This is a genomic window from Phormidesmis priestleyi ULC007 (assembly GCF_001895925.1).
Taxonomy (GTDB): Bacteria; Cyanobacteriota; Cyanobacteriia; order Leptolyngbyales; family Leptolyngbyaceae; genus Phormidesmis_A; species Phormidesmis_A priestleyi_A.
Genome location: NZ_MPPI01000014.1, coordinates 30,157 through 47,171 on the forward strand (window position 1 = coordinate 30,157; position 17,015 = coordinate 47,171).

At 46.4% G+C, this 17,015-nt stretch carries 17 protein-coding genes; 12 read left to right on the forward strand and 5 right to left on the reverse strand.

Annotated features, from left to right (window positions below):
- Positions 1–14 precede the first annotated feature (14 nt).
- A complete protein-coding gene (locus tag BRW63_RS28935; RefSeq protein ID WP_219898531.1) occupies positions 15–740 on the forward strand; it encodes a DEAD/DEAH box helicase family protein in 726 nt (241 codons plus the stop codon).
- The gene (locus BRW63_RS14120) at positions 737–2,533 is read left to right on the forward strand and encodes a DEAD/DEAH box helicase (protein ID WP_219898533.1); all 1,797 of its coding nucleotides are present in this window, start codon (positions 737–739) and stop codon (positions 2,531–2,533) included. The genes BRW63_RS28935 and BRW63_RS14120 overlap by 4 nt, the downstream gene beginning before the upstream one ends.
- A gap of 357 nt (positions 2,534–2,890) precedes the next feature.
- Here BRW63_RS14120 and BRW63_RS14125 read toward each other — a convergent pair whose 3' ends face one another.
- A complete protein-coding gene (locus tag BRW63_RS14125) occupies positions 2,891–3,373 on the reverse strand; it encodes a GNAT family N-acetyltransferase (protein ID WP_073072156.1) in 483 nt (160 codons plus the stop codon).
- A gap of 72 nt (positions 3,374–3,445) precedes the next feature.
- Entirely contained in the window at positions 3,446–3,775 is a 330-nt protein-coding gene (gene cutA, locus BRW63_RS14130; protein WP_073072158.1) for a divalent-cation tolerance protein CutA, read from the reverse strand.
- A gap of 41 nt (positions 3,776–3,816) precedes the next feature.
- Here cutA and BRW63_RS14135 point away from each other — a divergent pair, with 41 nt between their 5' ends.
- From BRW63_RS14135 to BRW63_RS14150, 4 genes are all read left to right on the forward strand, one after another.
- The gene (locus tag BRW63_RS14135) at positions 3,817–4,494 is read left to right on the forward strand and encodes a DUF2834 domain-containing protein (RefSeq protein ID WP_073072160.1); all 678 of its coding nucleotides are present in this window, start codon (positions 3,817–3,819) and stop codon (positions 4,492–4,494) included.
- Between the two features lie 2 nt (positions 4,495–4,496).
- A complete protein-coding gene (locus BRW63_RS14140; protein ID WP_073072162.1) occupies positions 4,497–5,213 on the forward strand; it encodes a 4'-phosphopantetheinyl transferase family protein in 717 nt (238 codons plus the stop codon).
- Positions 5,214–5,358: 145 nt separating this feature from the next.
- The gene (locus BRW63_RS14145) at positions 5,359–7,017 is read left to right on the forward strand and encodes an alpha-amylase family glycosyl hydrolase (protein WP_073072164.1); all 1,659 of its coding nucleotides are present in this window, start codon (positions 5,359–5,361) and stop codon (positions 7,015–7,017) included.
- 197 nt (positions 7,018–7,214) lie between these two features.
- On the forward strand, positions 7,215–8,876 hold the full coding sequence (locus tag BRW63_RS14150) for an alpha-amylase family glycosyl hydrolase (protein WP_073072165.1): 1,662 nt from the start codon (positions 7,215–7,217) through the stop codon (positions 8,874–8,876).
- Between the two features lie 85 nt (positions 8,877–8,961).
- On the opposite strand, the gene BRW63_RS14155 is transcribed toward BRW63_RS14150, so the two are convergent.
- Positions 8,962–9,387, reverse strand: coding sequence for a hypothetical protein (locus tag BRW63_RS14155; RefSeq protein WP_073072167.1), 426 nt, complete (start codon positions 9,385–9,387; stop codon positions 8,962–8,964).
- Positions 9,388–9,639: 252 nt separating this feature from the next.
- On the opposite strand from BRW63_RS14155, the gene BRW63_RS14160 reads away from it, so the two are divergent.
- From BRW63_RS14160 to BRW63_RS14185, 6 genes are all read left to right on the forward strand, one after another.
- Complete coding sequence (locus BRW63_RS14160; protein ID WP_073072169.1) at positions 9,640–10,668, forward strand: bifunctional heptose 7-phosphate kinase/heptose 1-phosphate adenyltransferase; 1,029 nt, start codon at positions 9,640–9,642, stop codon at positions 10,666–10,668.
- 87 nt (positions 10,669–10,755) lie between these two features.
- On the forward strand, positions 10,756–11,484 hold the full coding sequence (pgl, locus tag BRW63_RS14165; protein WP_073072171.1) for a 6-phosphogluconolactonase: 729 nt from the start codon (positions 10,756–10,758) through the stop codon (positions 11,482–11,484).
- 79 nt (positions 11,485–11,563) lie between these two features.
- The gene (locus tag BRW63_RS14170) at positions 11,564–12,277 is read left to right on the forward strand and encodes an FHA domain-containing protein (RefSeq protein WP_073072172.1); all 714 of its coding nucleotides are present in this window, start codon (positions 11,564–11,566) and stop codon (positions 12,275–12,277) included.
- A 59-nt stretch (positions 12,278–12,336) separates the two neighbouring features.
- Positions 12,337–13,797: a protein kinase domain-containing protein gene (locus BRW63_RS14175; protein WP_181314391.1), complete on the forward strand. Its 1,461-nt coding sequence runs from the start codon at positions 12,337–12,339 to the stop codon at positions 13,795–13,797.
- Between the two features lie 159 nt (positions 13,798–13,956).
- A complete protein-coding gene (locus BRW63_RS14180; protein ID WP_073072174.1) occupies positions 13,957–14,340 on the forward strand; it encodes a hypothetical protein in 384 nt (127 codons plus the stop codon).
- Between the two features lie 9 nt (positions 14,341–14,349).
- Positions 14,350–16,122: a caspase family protein gene (locus BRW63_RS14185; RefSeq protein ID WP_073072176.1), complete on the forward strand. Its 1,773-nt coding sequence runs from the start codon at positions 14,350–14,352 to the stop codon at positions 16,120–16,122.
- Positions 16,123–16,210: 88 nt separating this feature from the next.
- On the opposite strand, the gene BRW63_RS14190 is transcribed toward BRW63_RS14185, so the two are convergent.
- Both BRW63_RS14190 and BRW63_RS14195 read right to left on the reverse strand, forming a co-directional pair.
- Positions 16,211–16,546, reverse strand: a complete 336-nt coding sequence (locus BRW63_RS14190) for a XisI protein (RefSeq protein WP_073072178.1) — start codon at positions 16,544–16,546, stop codon at positions 16,211–16,213.
- 106 nt (positions 16,547–16,652) lie between these two features.
- Entirely contained in the window at positions 16,653–16,967 is a 315-nt protein-coding gene (locus BRW63_RS14195; RefSeq protein WP_223257385.1) for a XisH family protein, read from the reverse strand.
- Positions 16,968–17,015: the final 48 nt, after the last annotated feature.

Below are 17,015 nucleotides of genomic sequence, written 5' to 3' on the forward strand. Positions count from 1 at the left end.
ATCGATAAACAATCATGGAACTCAAGGACTACCAAAAACACTGTATTAACGAGGTCAAGGTCTACCTTGAGCGTTTGGCAAAGTCCAAAGCGAAGTACGACAGAGACGTTGCTGAAGATCCTGACGATGCCTTTAATTTTCCTCAGCAAGCCTGGGAGAAAGCAAAAGGAGGCACAACGTTTCAAGGGGCTATTCACCATGACAAGAAAAATGGTCTGAGTGAACCGTTGCCCAATTTTTGTATCAAAGTGCCGACTGGGGGCGGGAAAACCCTCTTAGCGACTCATGCGATCGGCTTAATTAACCGCCATTATCTAAAACGGCAAACAGGATTAGTGCTATGGATTGTGCCAACGAACCAGATTTATCGGCAAACCCTGAAGGCACTCCGTACCCGCGAACATCCCTATCGTCAAGTGTTGGATCTCAATAGCGGTGGTCGTACTAAAATCGTCGAAAAAACCGAACGCTTTACACCTTCTGACATTCAAGAAAGTCTCGTCGTTTTGCTGCTGATGCTGCCGTCTGCCAATCGGCAAAACAAGGAAACTCTGAAAATTTTCCAGGATCATGCAGGCTTTGATCAGTTCTTTCCACCCGACGATCGCCTCCCTGATCACCAAGAATTACTGGGGCAATTCCCTAATTTAAACTGTTTTTCTGAACAGCATTCCTTCTTTGGTAACAGATTAAAACCTCGCTGGGCAACACCCTCCGCATCCTTCAGCCCATTATCGTGATTGATGAGGGACACAAAGCTTACAGCAAAAATGCTCAAGACACGATCTGTAACTTTAATCCATCCATCATGGTCGAACTATCGGCCACGCCACCATCTAACAGCAACATCCTGATCAACGTGAGTGGGCAGGAACTCAACCGAGAGGAAATGATCAAGCTCGACATTCATCTTACAAACAAAGCCAGCTATGACTGGAAAGACTGCTTACGTGATAGTGTTGCCAAGCGCGAAGAACTCCACAGACAAGCGTTGGAGTATCAAGCGAGAACTGGAACCTACATTCGCCCGATTTGCTTGATTCAGGTTGAGCGGACTGGAAAAGACCAACAGACCGATACTCACTACATTCACGCTGAAGATGCTAAGAACTTTTTGATCAGAGATTGCAGCATAAGCTCAGATGCGATCGCTATAAAATCTAGCGAAACCGATGATATCGAAGGGCTTGACCTATTCAGTAAAGAATGTTCTATCTGCTATGTCATCACTAAGCAAGCTCTACAAGAAGGCTGGGATTGCTCCTTTGCCTACGTGTTGACAGTCCTCACCAACCCCAGTTCAAAGAATGCTATCACCCAATTAATCGGGCGCATTCTCCGACAACCGTTTGCTCGAAAGACCAAAGTTCAAGCATTAGATGAATGCTATGTTTTTTGCTTCAAGCAGAAAGCGCAAGGCTTGATCAGCAGTATTCGTATAGGCTTACAGAATGAAGGTTTAGGCGACATTGCAGGAAACATCGTTCAAGATACAGTTAATGACGACAAAGTAGAAGTCGGCTATCGAGAGCAATTCAAGAAATTTGAAGGCAAGCTTTATCTACCCCGGTTTGTTATTCAACAGTCCCAAGGTTGGCGCGAACTCAGTTATGAAATGGATATACTCAGCCAAATTAACTGGGGACTCGTAAATCTGGACGAAATTAAAAAATTGCCTCTCACAAAGACAGAAAGCAAAGACGAAACATCAGCAATTGGGCTTAGTCAATATGAACGAGAAGTCATTGAAAAAAGAGAGAGCCAGATTCAAAAAGCAAGTGTAAAGCTCGATTTAGTCTACGTCACTCGTCAAATTTTAGATGTAGTTCCCAATCCTTGGATCGCCTATCAAATTGCAGAAGAGGTGTTTTCATCCTTATCCAATCTGTCAAGCAATACCGAAGAGATTATCGCAACCAACATGGTTTTCATCATCGAGGAATTGCGTAAGGAATTGAGCAAAGAGCGCGATCGTTTAGCAGAAGGTATATTTCGGCATTTGCTAGATACACAACAACTTTGCTTCTTTTTAGTTGTTGATAGAAGCCCAGATATTCCGACTCGAATAAATGTCCATAAAAAGGCACATAGACTAACAAGAGAGAATAATGATCCTATCCAGCGCAGTTTGTTTGATTATGTACTAGAAGAAGATTTTAACGATATGGAGAAAGCGATCGCCATTTATCTAGATGAGCAAGAAAAACTCCTCTTCTGGTACAGAAATGTTTCTAGAAAAGATTACTACATTCAAGGTTGGAAGAAAGGAAAAATTTATCCTGATTTTATTGCGCCCGAAGCAGATTTACAGAAACCGGACGATTGTTCCACTGTATATGTGGTTGAAAGTAAAGGTTTACATTTGAAAAATGAAGACACTCAGTATAAACAAACCATTTTTGAAATTTGCAATGAGCTTGGTCAAAAAATGCAGTGGAGTGAACTAAAGCAAGAGTTCTTTGGCTCTCGCGTTGAGTTCAAGCTAATTTTTGAAGATGAATGGAAACGTAAAATCAATGAGATTCTTTTGTAAATTATTCAAGTCACAGTAGTAAATTTGACGACAAAATGCCCATTCCACAATTTACTTAGGATCGCTATATTCATCCCTGTCGATGTTACGCTTTAATTGCTTGATCGCTTCTTACAGGGAATAAGCATGAACTATCTCATTGTGATTTATCTTTCCATATTTGGAAAGATATTTGCACGTTCTGTAAACCACGGGCAAAGCCAATTTCTTCGACACCGTAATGTAGGGCATCTGTCTCTCCTCTTTGTCAGCTTTTAACTCTGTCCAAAACGCTTGCTTTAATAAGTAGACAGATTCACCGTTAGCTAATCAGACCCGATCGCCAAAGTTAAGTTTTAGATGCTGTTGCCCTGTTCGCTAGATTCGTCTTCCGAGAATCACTAGATCTTGTTCCCCTCTGTCAAACTTGGCGACCCTGGGCAGATAGCCCCACTGCTCAAATTCAAATTGCTGAAATAACTTAAGGCTGGGATGATTATCGGCAAAAATGAAACCTAGCAAAGTGGCTATCTTGAGAGCAGGAGCCATCTCGATCGCTCGCCCCAAAAGTTTCCGCCCAATCCCCATTCGCTGACAATCAGGGTGAACATAAAGACTCAACTCAGCTGTGCTTTGATAGGCGGGTCTACCATAAAATGACCGAAACCCTAGCCATCCTGCAACGGTGCCGTTAATCTCCATCACCCAAAGGGGACGATCGTGGGTATGAGCGAGAAACCAATCAAGACGACTTTCGATCGTCACAGGCGCAAAATCTGCGGTGACAATTTGGCAAGGAATCGTAGCGTTGTAAATGGTGACGATCGTAGGCAAATCAGCTTCAACAGCGTCGCGGATCATAGGTTTAGTTAACGGTGGATCAATTGCGAATAAGCTTAATCTAGAATCGCAAATCTTAAAGTGCAAAATCGGTTATTCCTGGACTTGGCTAGAAATCCACTGTAAGTAGGGCTGCGATCCGGCGACGATCGGCAACATAATAATCTCTGGTACTTCATAAGAATGGATTTCTCGAATTTTGGCTTCTAGTTCGTCAAATCGCGATCGTTCAGATTTGATCAACAGTTGCCACTCTTCGTCGTGATGAACCGTTCCTTGCCAGGTGTAAATTGAGAACACTGGCAGCAAATTCACACAAGCCGCGAGTTTTGCTTGAATCAGAGACTCTGCGATCGCATCTGCCTCTTGCCGCGAACTCGCTGTCACCAACATGATTCCATAGCGTCCTGTCTCTTCGGTCATAAGGCTTACACTATAATCACTCTCTATTATTTTCGATCCTCATGTTCAAAAAAATCGCCCTCACCCTGATTTGGGTTGGATTTGTCAGCTATGCCTTTTTGCTTGCGCCGCCCGACAGTCCCGATACGATCGACCTAATTAAAAATCTGTCTACCGGACAAATTCAAGGCGTTAACCCCTTAATCGTGGCACTGTTCAACATTATGGGCGTGTTTCCCCTGATCTACAGTTGTGTGATGTATCTCGACGGCAAAGGACAAAAACTTCCGGCGTGGCTGTTCTCAACGGCATCGTTTGCAGTAGGTGCGTTCGCGATTTTGCCCTACCTGATTTTTCGCAAACCTAATCCGACGTTTCCAGGGCAGAAAAACTGGTTTCTCAAACTATTAGACTCTCGCTGGACAGGTGCATTGCTTGGGTTGGCGGCGATCGCGTTAGTTGTTTACGGCGTGACTCAAGGCAATTGGAATGACTTTGTGCAACAGTGGCAAACCAGCCGATTTATTCACGTCATGAGTTTAGATTTTTGTTTATTGTGTCTACTATTTCCGACATTGTTGGGCGATGACATGGCGCGGAGAGGATTGACCAACAAACGAATTTTTTGGGCGGTTTCATTGGTGCCTTTGTTTGGCGTGATCGCTTATCTCGCATTGCGTCCCCCGGTGATTGAGCAGTCTAAAACAGAAGCGATTCGTCAACAACCTGCATCGGTCTAAGCATGAACAATCAAGGCGATTGGCGGCATCCCCCGGCTGATTTGAGGCTGCAAAATGCTCAGGTTCATGTGTGGCGATCGCCGCTTGATTTGCCTACAGAACGCATCGAACTGTTTGCAAAAATTCTGTCATCAGATGAACAAATTCGCGCTGATCGTTTTCGATTTGCTCAACACCGTCAGCGCTTTATTGCTGGAAGAGGTATCTTACGATCGCTCCTTGGTCGCTATCTGCAAATCGCACCCGATCAAGTGCAGTTTATCTATAGCGAAAAAGGAAAACCATCTCTCGCAAATCAACGATTGCAGTTTAATGTCGCGCATTCGCAAGGATTAGCACTCTATGCAGTTGCGCTCGATCGTCCAGTAGGCGTTGACTTAGAACAGGTTAGAGCGATCGCAGATTTAGACTCCTTGACTCAGCGCTTTTTCTCACCCAACGAACATGCCGCGATCTCCGCTCTGCCTGCCTGCCAACAGTCTCAAGCCTTTTTTCGTTACTGGGTTTGCAAAGAAGCCTATCTCAAAGCGACAGGCGACGGACTCGCAAAACTACAAGCATTAGAAATGTCTTTAGAGTCAAACCAAGCTTATTTGACCAAGATTCCTCAAGGAAACATTGCAGATTGGCACCTTCGAGAATTAGCTCCCGCAGCAAATTTTGTAGGCGCGATCGTCAGTTCTAGTCAAAATTGCAATCTCACCTGCTGGCAACTCTAACGAAAGATCTATTCCGCAAGAGATAAAGCGAAAGAGACGAGAAGAAAACTATCCCACGAGAGCAAGATGTGTTGATCTCAACGATCGTTAGACAATACACACAATTCGCTTTGAGCGTAGGTAAATCTTTACTCTTGGGAGTTATATGACAAGTCCTATAGAATTTAATTTATTTGCCCCCTATAACAAGGGAGTTTCATTAGTTGGCTCTTTTTCTGATTGGAAAGAAATCCCCATGCAGAAAGGGGAAGACGGCTATTTTAGAGTCAACGTTGACTTAAAAGATGGGACTTATCAGTACAAATTTCGAGTGCAGTCAAAAAGCTGGTTTTTTGAGCCAGATCAATGGGTAGATGTCACTGATCCCTACGCCACTGATGTCGATGGCAAGAGCGCTTCTGAGAATGCGATCGCTCACATCAAAGATGGACAACGCATCGTTGATACCTATGTTTGGCAACATGATGATCAGCCGCTTCCCGCCGATCGTGAGCTAGTGATTTATGAACTGCACATTGCTGATTTTTCAGGTGGTGAAGCTAATCATGATGGGCATGGCACTTATCAAGACGCGATCGCCAAGCTCGATTATCTTAGCGATTTGGGCGTGAATGCGATCGAGCTAATGCCCGTCAAAGAATATCCCGGTGACTATAGCTGGGGCTACAATCCGCGTCACTTCTTCGCCCCCGAATCGAGCTATGGCGAAACCGCACAACTCAAGCAATTGATCGACGAGTGCCACGGTCGCGGAATGCGCGTGATCATGGACGGGATTTATAACCACTCTGAAGCGTCTGCCCCTCTGACTCAAATCGATCACGACTATTGGTATCACCACCAACCCCGCGACCCTGACAACAACTGGGGCCCAGAATTCAACTACGAAAAATACGACGAAAATTTACAAACCTATCCGGCTCGTCGCTTTATTGGCGAAGTGGTTCGCTATTGGGTTCGCGAATTTCACATCGACGGCATTCGCTATGATGCAGCGCGACAAATTGCTAACTACGACTTCATGCGCTGGATCGTGCAAGAAGCCAAAGGAACGGCTGGGGGAAAACCGTTTTACAACGTGGCTGAACACATTCCTGAAACCACGAGCATCACGAATGTTGATGGCCCGATGGATGGCTGTTGGCATGACAGTTTTTATCACTGCATTTTAGAACATATCACAGGCGACACCTTTGACTTAGAGCGGCTTAAAGACGTGCTTGACTGCAAGCGTCAGGGCTTTATGGGCGCAACCAATGTTGTCAACTATTTGACCAATCACGACCACAATCATGTGATGGCAGAATTGGGCGATCGGGACATTCTCGGTGAAGAAGCTTTTCGTCGGGTCAAACTTGGTGTCTCGCTGTTAATGACGGCGGTTGGCATCCCAATGCTGTGGATGGGTGAAGAATTTGGCGAATATCACTATAAAACCCAAGATCAATCCAAGATTGACTGGACATTGTTGATTGGCGACTTGAATCAAAATCTTCGCGGTTATTACAAAGGTTTGATTGCTCTGCGCGAACATAATCACGCGCTTTACACCGAGAAAATTGCATTCTTCCACGAAAACCCTGACTCAAAAGTGTTGGCATACACTCGCTGGAACGGTGAAGGGGCGCGTGTCGTCGTCGTTGCCAATTTCTCAGATCAGTTTCTGGGAGGCTACAGCGTTCCTGATTTCCCTGAAGATGGCACTTGGCACGAATGGACAGGCAACTATGACGTGCAAGTGGGCGATCGTCACCTGACCACCGATATAGGCCCGCACGAAGCCAAAGTTTTCGTGTGGCAATAGAGCGAATGTGATCCAGAAGTACTATTTTTGGCGTTACTGAATGGTGGCATGAATCGCCCCCCTAGCCACCAATTTTGAGGGAAACCGGAATCTCAAAGTCCCCCAATTTTGGGGGATTTAGGGGGCGAGAGAATTTACAGCTTTGACAGATTTATACTTCGGTTCAGCAACACTACATTTTTTAATCACAAGCAACTATGACAAGTCCGATCGAGTTCAAACTTTTTGCTCCTAACAATCAAGCGGTTTCTCTAATAGGCTCTTTTTCTGGCTGGACAGAGATATCGATGCAGAAAGGAAATGACGGTTACTTCCGCACTCACGTTGACCTCGAAGATGGCTCTTATCAATACAAGTTTCGAGTTCAATCTAATACTCCGGCGCTCAAAGATCAGTGGGTGGACATCAACGATCCTTACATGACCGCAATGGATCGCAAAACTGAAAACGGGATTGTTCGGGTCAAGTCAGGAGAACGACTGATTGATACCTATGTTTGGCAACATGACGATCGTTCTCTACCTATCAATCAGGATTTGGTGATCTATGAACTGCACATCACTGATTTTTGTGGTGACAGCAATTTAAATGAGCCGGATAAATTTAAACGAGCGATCGCTAAACTCGATCACTTAACAGAGTTGGGTGTGAATACGATCGCCCTGATGCCAATCACCGAATATGCTGGAAACTATCGCTGGGGCTACATGGTGCGCTACTATTTCGCTCCCGAATCGAGCTATGGCAAACCCGAAGATCTCAAGCAGTTGATCGATGAATGTCATGCACGAGGCATTCGGGTAATTTTGGATGGCATTTATAATCACACCGATGATCAAAATCCGTTATTGATGCTTGATCGAGACTATTGGTATTATCACGATCGTCACTATCCTGATGACGATGCAAACTATTGGGGCCCTGAATTTAATTACACTCACTATGACGACAAGCTAGACATTCGCCCTGCGTGGAGTTTTGTAGGCGATGTCGTGAGATTTTGGATTCAGGAATATCATATCGATGGTATTCGTTATGATGCGGTTCGGCAGTTAGCAGATTATGAGTTTTGCGGTTGGCTGATGGAGCAAGCCAAACAAGCCGCAGGCGATAAGCCGTTTTATAACATTGCAGAACACATACCTGATACGAGCGAAATTGTTCAACCAAAAGGCGTGTTTGACGGTTGCTGGCACGAAAGTTTCCGCTACTTTCTCAAAGACATCATCACGGGTGGAGATTCTAGCCTTGAAGAACTGAAATCCGCGATCGATGCCCGTCAACAGGGTTACTCAATGACCACGAATGTGATTAATTATCTAGCCAGTCACGATCGTGAACACATGCTTGTTGAATTAGCAGACGTTGACATTACCGGAGAAGCGGCCTTTCAACGGGTCAAACTCGCCGCAGTTTTGCAGCTCACTGCCCCCGGCATTCCGATGCTGTGGATGGGGGATGAGTTTGGGCAACCCACTCGCAAAGCTGAAGTAACATCAACACCCAATCCGCTCGATTGGTCGCTGCTTGAACAAGACTTGAACCACGATTTATTCGAGTTTTACAAGCGTTTGATTGCCCTGCGACACAATAATCCTGCTTTGCGAACTGAAAATATTGAGTTCTTTTATACTCATTCCGATCACAAAGTGTTGGCGTTTGTGCGCTGGACTGAGACGGGCGATCGGCTCGTCGTCATTCTCAATTTTTCAGCGCAATCTTATGAGCAATACTCAATTTCTGCTTTTCCAGCAGATGGAGTATGGCGATCGTGGACAGGTGAAAAATTTGAAGCAAAAGATAATCAGTTAGCGATCGATCTTCCTAGTTTTGGGGCGTTAATTTTGATTCATGAATAGTCGGCGATCGATGGGCAAGTCTCCTCAGAGCAAACGCATCCAAAACTCAACTTTGGCTTTTGGGTCTGACGAGCTAACGTTCCCCTTAAGTGACAAACCACTCGGAAGGCCATTGATCAAGAGGACTGAAAAGGAGCCATAAAGCTGTGGGGTTCTTAGGTAAAAACCATGCATCTAGACTGTCATAAGAGCGAGCGATACCGCCGTCAGGAAGATCAATTTGCCTCTGTGCACCATAAAGCAGGAAGGTTGCAAAGTGCCCTGGCGACCCTGTTGCCCAATTGCAGAACTCATCTACCGTCGTAATACTCCTGATTTCATCCGATTGAACATAATTTGCTGCCAGCAAAATTAATTCTTGAGAATCTTCATCTACCGAAATGCCACCTACTGGTACTATCTCAACTTCTTCGATTCGCTGTCCCTCAACTGTCCGAGCGGCTAGCCAGATCGGAATCTCTTTATCTAGAATCAGGGGTTCGATATCTCTAAGAAGGTCTATTAAAGTCATTGTTATTCATACTTTTGCTAGTCTCAGCCAATTGCTTGCTGATGTTTTTATACATAATCAAGGATACCAAATTACGGAGTGCAAAGACTTTGTACGGAGCCAGCTAACTATAAAGTAGTGGGCAGAAACGTTCCGCACATTTCTAGATTTAGTTTAGCTACCAGCGATCGCCCTGCAAGCCTCCTCAATTTTTGGGTCGATCGATCCCGTGTTGAGCGACAATAGAACGTCGATCGCTGCAAATCATGTCTTATGTCCCTAGATGCCACATTTACCGCTCAACTTCGGCAATCTGCCGATCGGTTGTTTGATCTCATGGATCAGTTTTCTCAAGCAAAGATTCTGATTGTGGGCGATCTGACCCTCGACGAATTTATGACCGGACAGGTTGAGCGAGTTTCTCGTGAAGCTCCAGTGCTGATTTTGCGCCACGAGACGACACGACAAGTGCCGGGAGGCGGGGCGAATGCGGTCTATAACTTTGCTCGACTGGGCGCGACGGTGAAGGCAGTTGGGCTATTGGGCAAAGACTTTCAAGGGCAAGCTATTCAGCAGATCTTTCTAGACGCAGGCATCGACACCCATGGCATTTTTCTCGACCCCGATCGTCCCACTATCACCAAAACCCGCATCTCTGGACACGCTCGTCAATCGGTGACTCAGCAAATTGTGAGAATCGATCGCAAGTCCGACGAGCTTCCCGCTCCCAACCTTCAACAGCAGCTTGCAAACTATATTCATCAACACGTTGGCACGGTGGATGCGATCGTCTGTTCTGACTATGGCGACGGCACCCTGACCCAGCCTGTGATTGATGCCGTGCTTACTCATCCTCGTGCCATTGTTGACGCTCAAATTGGACTCGATCGCTACCAAAAAGCCAGTCTCTTCACGCCCAATCTACCCGAAGCAGAACTCGCTGTCGGCTACAAGATCACCAACGCGGCAACCCTCTCTCAAGCGGGACAGGACTTATTAAATTTGACCCAGGCACAGCAATTTTTGATCACGCGAGGCGATCAGGGAATGACCTTGTTCGAGCGCGATGGAACCGAACAATCGATTCCCGCTTTTAATCGCACTGATGTGTTTGATGTCACAGGTGCAGGCGATACCGTCGTCGCCGCTCTTACCCTCAGTCTCGCTGCTGGGGCGACTTTCTGGGAAGCAGCCGTCTTAGGCAACCTCGCTGCGAGCATTGTCGTCCGTCAATTTGGTACAACCACCACCCATCCTTCTGAGATGAAGGCAGCTCTAGAGGCGTTGTTAGATGAATGTTAACCTGAAAATCTAAATCTAGCGCCTGAGTAGTTACGACCGATCGCTTTCAAATTATTCTATCAAGTGGCAGTTTTAACGGTGGAGACAATGACCAAAATTGTAGAAGTTTTGCCAGATTTAGAAGCCCTAATCGATCGCGCCCTAGCAATTGTGTTAGACAAACTCAACGCTGCCGTCACAGAAAGAGGAATCGGGACGATCGCATTAGCAGGGGGCAGCACACCTAAGCCTCTTTATGAAAAACTCGCAGCACAATCCCTACCGTGGGACAAAATTCACGTTTTTTGGGGCGATGAACGCTATGTCCCGGCTGATCACCCTGACAGCAACCAGCGCATGGCAAGACTCGCATGGCTCGATCGCGTGGAAATTCCTGCCAGCAATGTTCACCCGATGGCGACGAATGAAGCCGATCCTGCGATCGCGGCGCAAACCCACGCAGCCGAACTGCAAGCCTTTTTTCAGGTCAAAGCCACCGAGTTTCCAGCGTTTGACGTGATTTTGTTAGGCATTGGGGATGATGCTCATACGGCTTCGCTGTTTCCTCATACCGATGCGTTGCGGGTGGACGATCGGCTAGTCACCGTTGGCAGCAAAGATGGACAACCGCGCATTACCTTCACAGTTCCGTTGATTAATCACGCTCAGACGGTGATTTTTATGGTGGCAGGTGCCAGCAAACAAAGCGCTCTTGCCCAAATTTTTGCCCCGGTTGCCGACGACATGACCTATCCGTCTCGTCTGATTGCTCCCCAAGGCGACTTGTGGTGGTTGCTCGATCAATCAGCCGGACAGAACTTCAAAAACGAGGGATAAGTTTTACGCTCAACCAGAACTTAAACCTCAAACTTAGAACTCTTCACTTATCATAGATTTGGTGAATGGGGAAACTTTCATGATTGTCTGTCCCAATTGCAACCATCAGAATCCTGATGGGGCGGTGCAGTGCGAGGCTTGCTATACGCCTCTTCCAGCGACAACTCAATGCCCTAACTGTGGGACGACCGTGCAAGCTGATGCCAGTTTTTGCGGTCAGTGTGGCTTTAACTTAAAAACTCCAGAGCCTGAAAGTCAAGTCGCGACCGCAGTTTCGTCACCCGTGAGCGAATCTGACCCCGATCGCTTACCAGATTTGCTCACGATCGATCCGCTAGTCTCGCCCGATCCGTTAGTCGAGCCGCCTCCACCCACTTCGCCTGAACCAGTAGCTGAACCGATGTTACTGCCGCCTGTGCCGATCGCTGAGTCTACTCCAGTTAGCTCAGCCACCCAATTGCAAAATCAGTCGGGCAGACTGCTGCATTTGCAAACCAATGTGGTGATTGAGCTACCGCAGGGGCTGCCTGTGGTGCATATTGGCAAGCCCAACGATCGCATTCCGCCTGATATTGATGTCTCTGGCTTTCCCAACTCAGAAATTGTCTCTCGCATTCACGCTGATATTCGGGCTGATGGTGATGCTTATTACATTGAAGATGTCGGCAGCTCAAATGGCACTTATATCAATAACGTGCCGTTGCTGTTAGGCAATCGTCATCGGCTGCGTCCGGGCGATCGGATTGCCTTGGGCAAAGGTGATAAAGTTTCCTTCTTATTTCAGATGTCGTGACGAGTATCGTTTTTGACTTTAAAGAAGCTGTTCAGAAGAATTTAATCTAAGTTAGAGTGGTGACGTTCCGCATCTTGACCGCTTTTCTTAAAGCAGAGTTAAGCTGCAAGCCATTTAAACACAAGCAGTCTTCTCATCCTGTCTGCGTATTCAGACTCGGCAGCGCTAATGTGATTACTCTGACCCTTCTGCACCCTGTCCAATTAAAGCCCGTTCAATGTTGGACGTTTGACGATGAATCGGTGATTCGCATTGGGCGATCGCCCGATAATCAGGTCATTCTCTATAGTGCTGTGGTCTCTCGACATCATGTAGAACTGCGGCGGATCAATTCTGTCTGGGAAGTCGAAAGTTTGGGCGCAAACGGCACTTATCTAGACGGCAAACGCATCGCTCAGGTGCCTGTTAGAAATGGCATGATCATCCGACTGGCACGATCAGGCCCTAACATTCAAATTCACGTTGGGGTTTCAGCCAGCCATGAGGCAGACAAACTAGCGGGTGAGCGCACATTGTCGCAGCGCGCCCAGTCTAAGCAGAACTCGGCGACTTCAGACATAGAGGCAGACACCACACAACCTCTGCCCGCGATGGAAGTGCTTGAAAGTCAAATTCCTGAGCGATCGACGGCAATGGAACCACCCGGCGAAAAGCTCAGTTTAGCGGGCAGCATCACCTGTGATCACCTTCGCAAGACCCCCGATTTTCGGTTTTGCATTGATTGCGGTGCGCCTTTGAGCGTGCAGCAGACGATCGGCGATTATCAAATAGTGAAGCTTTTAGGTGAAGGTGAAGTGGGCTTCACCTATCTGGTTTGGCGACAGGGAAAGCATCGGGTTCTCAAAACCTTAAACTCGGAGTGGGTCAAGCACCCCAAAGCACTCAATTTATTTGAACGAGAAGCGAAGGCTCTCAGTCAACTGAGTCATCCCAGCCTTCCTCAAGTTCTGGATTTTTTCACGATCGAGCAGCCTTATCTCGTAGTGGAATTGATTTATGGTCGATCGCTCTTTCAACAAGTCACAAAATGGGGAGCCATTCCTCAAAAGCAGGCGATCGGCTGGATGCTAGAACTGTGCGAAGTTTTAGAGTATCTGCATCAGCAGTCGCCTCCAGTTTTACACCAAGATATCAGACCTCATAATTTAATTCGACGATCGACCCCCACTGCCTTTCGCGAAATCTCTTTGGTTGATTTTGGGGCAGTTAGAGGGTTAGGGCTAGAAGCTAAAAACCGCACTAGCGCGATCGGCTACAGTGCCCCAGAGCAGTACGCGGGCAAAGCAAGTCCTGCTTCAGATTTATATTCTCTAGGGACAACGCTGGCATTTTTGCTATCAGGTCAAGACCCTGGCGAGTTTTATCGCTATCGAGAACAAGGCTATCGCTTTTATGCTGAATATGTGCCTGGGTTGAGTGCCGAAATCGTGCAGGTAATTCGTAAATTGACCCATCCTGAAGTTAGAGATCGTTACACTTCAGCCCAAGAAGTCGCAGAAGCGCTAAAGCAAATCGTTTAGAGAACGAGACGCTAAAGCTCAGAAGTCCTATTGACAGAAGGAGCAAAGCAACCGTAGCTCCGCTATCTTCACAAAGCGCTCAAGATGATAACGGATCTGGGAAAATGACAGTTGTTTGCATTATTGTAGTGGATAGCGATTAATCTCTGAGGTACACACATGGCAGACAAATCGAACGTTACGCTGACGATCGCCTTCAATGATCCTGATCTGGATAGCGAAGAACTAGAAGAGCAAGCCCAAAACCTGCTGGCTCAAATGAAAGACTTGGACGAAATTGAAACCGTCGATCGGGTGCTTGATCCAAATCCACCGGAAGGGAACAAGGCAGTGGGCGCAATTTTGGTCGGAATTCTGACGGCTCAGGTAAATAAAGAGAACGCCCAAAAGGTAATGGGATTTCTGTTCGATCGCATTGGTCCTAAGCCTATTGAACTGGAAGTGGAAGTGGAAGCCAATGGCAAAAAGCTAAAGGTGAAAGCCAGCAGTCAGGCAGAGTTAATGGCAGCGATCGAAGCGGCACAGAAATTTGTAGCAGCATAGGATATTGACATGGCAAAGGTCGCATTGTTAATTGGCGTTAGTGAGTATGAGCCTGGATTAAATCCCCTCCCTAGTGCTGCAAAAGATATTAAAGCGATGCAGCAGGTTTTGCAGCATCCAGAGATGGGTAACTTCACTGCATCAGATATTAGAGTCCTAGAGAATCCTGATTGCCAAGCAATGGAAGAGGCGATCGAAACGCTGTTTGCTAGCCGTAAAAAAGATGACTTGGTATTACTCTTTTTTTCGGGTCATGGCATTAAAGATGACCAAGGTAGACTTTACCTATCCAATGCTAAAACTCGTACGAATCAAGAAGGGCTTGTTCGCTCAACAGCAGTGCCCGCCAGTATCGTGCAGGAAAGTATGACTAGAAGCCGCTCTAAACGGCAGGTTGTCATTCTAGATTGTTGTTTCAGTGGCGCATTTGCTGAGGGAATGTTGGCGAAAGATGATGGTTCTGTTGATATTAACTCCCAGCTAGGCGGTGAAGGTCGGGCAATTCTTACCTCTTCCACGTCAACCCAATATTCTTTTGAGCAACAGGGTTCAGACCTATCTGTCTACACCCGCTATCTGATCGAAGGAATTGAAACAGGAGCCGCTGATCAGGATAACGATGGTTCCATTTCAATCGATGAGCTACACGAATATGCTAAACGCAAGGTGCAAGAAACGGCTCCAGCAATGAAGCCAGAAATCTACGCTGTTAAAGAAGGCTTCAAAATTCTGCTTGCTAAAGCGTCTCTTGGTGATCCAAAACTCAGATACCGTAAAGATGTTGAGCATTTTGCCAGTCGGGGTGAAATTTCAGAAATCGCCCGAATGGGCTTGGAAGCCAAAAGAGCAAAATTAGGCTTATTACCAGAGGAAGGGGCTGCAATCGAAGCCGAGGTTGTTAAGCCTTACCAGGAATATAAGCAAAGCTTGCGGCAATATGAACAAGAGTTCAATAATGCAGTTAAACGTCAATTTCCTTTCAGTAGCGAGACTCGCAGTGATTTGAAGTATTTTCAACAGGCTTTAGGGCTTAGAGATGAGGACGTTGCACCAATTGAGGCGAAACTTAATCCAATTGTAAAACCTGAGCCAGTTCCCAATCCCTCAAACTCAAAGCCTTCTTCCAAACGCGGTGGTTGGCTGGTCGGATTGAGCCTAATTAGCACTTTGACTGTGGCAACCGGAGCATTCTTTTGGACACAGTTGCTGCTAAGACCAAAAGTCTCCATTACGCCACCCCAAAAAACAGCAGTCATCACTCCGCCAGATGTACCAAAGATCCCAGTAGTCACTACTCCACTAGATGTACCCAAAAACCCAGTAGTCACCACTCCGCCAGATGTACTAAAGACCCCAGTAGTCCGCATTACGCCAGATGTACCAAAGACCATTGATTGCAAAGAACAACTAGCAAGTAAGCTTGGTCGTTATGAAGGAAAAGCTATAATCCAAAACTCTTCACCACCTGGAAAGTCAGGGAGATTTATCATAGACATCGACATCAAGCCCGATAGTAAGAATTTATGTAAGTGGATAGCTGAAGTTCAAGAGTTTTATCCCCTTAAAGGGGGAGGTATTCTTAGCAGTCCGGTTGACCCTAAATCGAAGCAGCCAGTAATTTTGACGGGAAGCTTAGGTGACCCAGGTGAACGTAAAGCTTGGAATGTTGTAATGAAGATTAGTATCGACGGAAATCGTATTAGTGGTTCCTCAGTGTGGACACCACCGAGCGGCGTAGGAGGCATAACATACGAAGAAAAATTTGAAGCAACAAAATCTTAACCAAATCTTTTCAACGCGATCGCACTTGAGCCAATTATGCAGGAGCGATCGTCGTTGGCAGAGAAGGGGCAATGCTTCCAAGCAGAGGCTACACCACTGCATATCCTGTCTGTGATCGAATCTCAGGGGAGTGAAAAGCCAGCACAATGCGGTCTTTGGGAATGCTTGCAGCTACGAGGTCTTCGGTGATGCCGCGATCGATGCCATCATGATGTATCCAAAGTTTGCCACTGCGAATTTCGGCATGGAAAACCAAACTATGGATTCGTCTCTTACCCTCCCAGCCTTCATTGATCACCATAAAATGATTGCGGTCTTCGCTCACGATCACGGTGCTAGTGATGCGATCGGGCTTGTTCATCAGCAGAGCCTGTTCTGACAATGATTTATACAAGATATCACGGTATTTATCTATCCTATCCATTGAGTAATGACCTCCCGAACTTCATCAAAAATCAAAACTTTGATGTGACGTTTTCTGAGCGGAATTTGCACAATTGGCTCAGAAAAAAGGTGAGATAAATTCCCTCTCAAACCGCTAAGTAAAGAACGCGCTCTGGATACTCCTCAGCAATGATATCTTCGTAGAGAATGTACTGCCCAAGGGCATTTTCTACATCCTTGACTGGCGATGAGCTGATGAAGCTCTTCACCCCTACAGCGATTTTTTGGTTACCACGATCGGCAATCAACAGTTTTTCAGCACCCAAATCAACATAGAGATCCCGTTCACCGATTGCCAAAGTCAGGGGATCGTCAGTAATCGTCCAGCCATCTTTGATCAGGGCAGTTTTAACGGTGTCGTGATAGAGGTCTTTAGCGGGCATAGAGCAGAACTGAGTCATTCCTTCTACTGTAAATCATGGCTCTATCTTGGGGATAATTGAGAGTAC